3 protein-coding genes and 1 pseudogene are annotated in these 2,938 nt (G+C 69.5%); 1 reads left to right on the forward strand and 3 read right to left on the reverse strand.

Features of this window, described 5'->3' with window-relative positions:
* Positions 1 to 196: 196 nt before the first annotated feature.
* Positions 197 to 862 carry an SIMPL domain-containing protein gene (locus NQ160_RS21735; protein WP_257514564.1) on the forward strand — a complete coding sequence of 222 codons (666 nt, stop codon included), beginning with the start codon at positions 197 to 199 and terminating at the stop codon, positions 860 to 862.
* Positions 863 to 866: 4 nt separating this feature from the next.
* On the opposite strand, the gene smpB is transcribed toward NQ160_RS21735, so the two are convergent.
* The 3 genes and pseudogenes from smpB to NQ160_RS21750 form a co-directional block, all read right to left on the reverse strand.
* On the reverse strand, positions 867 to 1,343 hold the full coding sequence (gene smpB, locus NQ160_RS21740; RefSeq protein WP_191717717.1) for an SsrA-binding protein SmpB: 477 nt from the start codon (positions 1,341 to 1,343) through the stop codon (positions 867 to 869).
* An 85-nt stretch (positions 1,344 to 1,428) separates the two neighbouring features.
* Positions 1,429 to 2,343, reverse strand: coding sequence for a permease-like cell division protein FtsX (gene ftsX, locus NQ160_RS21745; protein ID WP_257517138.1), 915 nt, complete (start codon positions 2,341 to 2,343; stop codon positions 1,429 to 1,431).
* Positions 2,340 to 2,938, reverse strand: a pseudogene (locus tag NQ160_RS21750) (cell division ATP-binding protein FtsE); the annotation flags it as partial. The gene ftsX and the pseudogene NQ160_RS21750, both read right to left, overlap by 4 nt.

Genomic DNA, 2,938 nt, shown 5'->3' on the forward strand with positions numbered 1-2,938 from the left:
GGCCCGCTTCTCGCAGAGACTCAGGCGATGTCGAAACCGATCATCCCCGTGAACCCCTCTTTCGAAGGAACCGCTGTCACGCTGTGGAGTTGCCAACCCGAAAGCCGAAGCTCCGGGCACCACAGACTATAACGGATGCCACCCCCACGCCATTCCCGGACGGTCTCCCGGCCGTCCGCCGCGTAGAGTCGCAGCCATGACCGACGTCACCATCACCGTCCGCGGAGAGCATGAGCGCCGCGTCGCCGCCGAGCAGGCCGTCGTCACGCTGCGCGTCGCCGTCGAGGGACCCGACCGCTCCGAGGTGGTCGCGCGGCTCGAGTCCGTTGCGGCGCCCCTCACCGACGCCCTGGCCGCCCGGCGCGGCGTCGAGGGTCTGGTGGAGTGGACGAGCGACCGCATGGCGGTGTGGTCCGAGCGCCCGTGGGGCGACGGGCACCGCCTCGCACCCGTGCACCACGCGTCTGTAGACCTGACCGCGACCTTCGACGATCCCACCCCGCTGTCGGCCTGGGTGACGGCGGTCGCTGACCGCGAGGACGTGGAGATCACGAACGTGGAGTGGCGACTGACGCCCGTCACGCGCGCGGCGGTCGAGCGCGATGTGGCATCCGAAGCCGTCGGCGTCGCCGTCGACCGCGCCACCGCCTACGCGGCTGCCCTCGGGCGCGGCACGCTCACGCCGCTCGAGGTGGCAGACGTCGGGCTGCTGTCCACACCCGGCGAGCCGGGGCCCGGCCCTGGCGCACGCATGATGCGCGCATCCTTCTCCGGGGATGCCGAGACGTCGCCGCAGCTGCGCCTGCAGCCCGACGACATCGTCGTCAGCGCTGCGGTGGAAGCCCGCTTCACCGCGCGCTGAGAGCTCAGTCGCCCAGGCGGTTGCGCGAGCGCATCGCGCGCTCGGCCTCACGCTTGTCTTCGCGCTCGCGGATCGTCTGACGCTTCTCGAACTCGCGCTTGCCCTTCGCCACGGCGATCTCGACCTTGGCCCGCCCGTCGGAGAAGTACAGCCGCAGCGGCACCAGCGTGTACCCGCCTGCCGAGACGGCGTGGGAGATCTTCACGATCTCGTCCTTGTGCAGCAGCAGCTTGCGCGTGCGCTTGGACGCGTGGTTGGTCCAGTGCCCCTGCGAGTACTCGGGGATGTGCACCGAGTCGAGGAAGGCCTCTCCCCCATCGATGTAGGCATAGCCGTCGGTGAGGTTGGCGCGACCCTGCCGCAGTGACTTGACCTCGGTGCCGGTGAGCACGAGACCCGCCTCGTACGTCTTCTCGATGGCGTAGTCGTGGCGCGCGCGACGATTGGTCGCGATGACCTTCTCCCCGCGTTCCCTGGGCATGCTCACTCCTCCGGTACGCCGCGACGGGCGCGCGGCAGCCCACCAGCATACCGGGTGCGCGTCGCGCCCCGACGCCGAGCGGTGGTCACGCGCGCAGCCACCGGCGGATGGCGAAGCCGGCTGACACCGCCGCGAGAACGACGCCGATGATGATCATCACGGGAAGCACGATCGCCGCATCGCCCAGGTTGACCCACGTGTTGACGAACTCGACCCTGCCTCGCAGGTAGTCGTTCACCCCGAATTGCACCCCGGCGAGAATCGCCGCGCAGGCCAGCAGAGAGCCGAGGAAGGCGGCGAACACGCCCTCGAGGATGAAGGGAGTCTGGATGAACCGGTTCGATGCCCCCACCAGGCGCATGATGCCCAGCTCGCGACGACGCGCATATGCCGAGAGGCGAATGGTCGTGGCGATCAGCAGCACGGCGGCGACGAGCATGAGCGCGGCGATGCCGACAGCCAGGTAGGTCGCCACCGTCAGGGCGGAGAAGAGCGGGTCGAGGTACTGCAGCTGGTCGGCGACCTCTTCCACGCCGGCCATGCCACTGAAGGCCTCGATGATGACCTCCGACTGCGACTGGTCGACGAGGTTGATCCAGAACGTCTGGTTCAACTGGTCGGCGGCGACGATGCCGGCGTAATCCTCGCCGAGCAGATCGATCACGTTCTGGTACGCCTCGTCCTGGGTCTCGAAGCGCACGTCCCGGATGAGAGGGTCCAGCGCGGGACTGTCGAGCTTCTCCTGCACCATGGCCACCTGATCCTCGGTGGCGACGCCATCCACGCAGGTGGGGGCGAGTGAATTGTCGGCGCACATGTAGACGGCGACCTGGGCCCGCTCGACCCAGTAATCCTGCATCTTGCCGATCTGCATCTGCATGAGCATGCCGGCGCCGACGAAGGTCAACGAGACGAAGGTGACCAGCACGACGGAAATCACCATCGAGACGTTGCGGCGCAGGCCCGACAGCGCCTCGCCCAGAATCAGTCCGATTCTCACGAGGTCGGCCCCACTTCGTCTTCGGCCGAGCGGCCACCCAGGCCCAGGCGGTCCGCGAGGCCGAGCTCGTCCAGCTCCACGGGGGGAACCTCTATGGTCACCGGGTTCGTACGCGGGGCGGGCTCGGCGGGGGCGGCCTGCTCGTCGGCGGTCGCGGGCAGGGCGGATGCCGCCGGTTCGGCATCCGGCGCTGCGCGCGGGGGTGCCTTCTCGCTGACCTGGAATGCCGCCTCACCGGCGCGCGCAGGCTGGGCGGACGCGGCGGGCGGCGTGACCGACGCCACCGCCTGCGTGACCGCGGTCACGTGCACCGTCGAGCCCGGCGCCGAGGCGGCGATGTCGGCGGCCGAGGTGCCGATGATCTCGCGCTGCAGCTCGAGCACCGCAGTGAGTGCGGCAACGGCAGCCGCGCCCTTCTCCTCGACCGGCATGAGACTCGGAATCGCCGAGGTGTCGCCGTAGCCGCCGTGCCGCTCGTCACGCACGATCACGCCACCGCTGAGCTCGATGACACGTCGCTGCATCTGATCCACGAACCCGGCCTCGTGCGTGGCCATCAGCACCGTGGTGCCGCCGGCGTTGATGCGGGCGAGCA

Source organism: Microbacterium sp. zg.Y909, assembly GCF_024626565.1.

Bases quoted from the DNA above. Each gene is read 5' to 3' on its own strand.
- NQ160_RS21735 (WP_257514564.1), top strand. From the start codon at position 197: ATGACCGACGTCACCATCACCGTCCGCGGAGAGCATGAGCGCCGCGTC.
- smpB (WP_191717717.1), bottom strand. From the start codon at position 1,343: ATGCCCAGGGAACGCGGGGAGAAGGTCATCGCGACCAATCGTCGCGCG.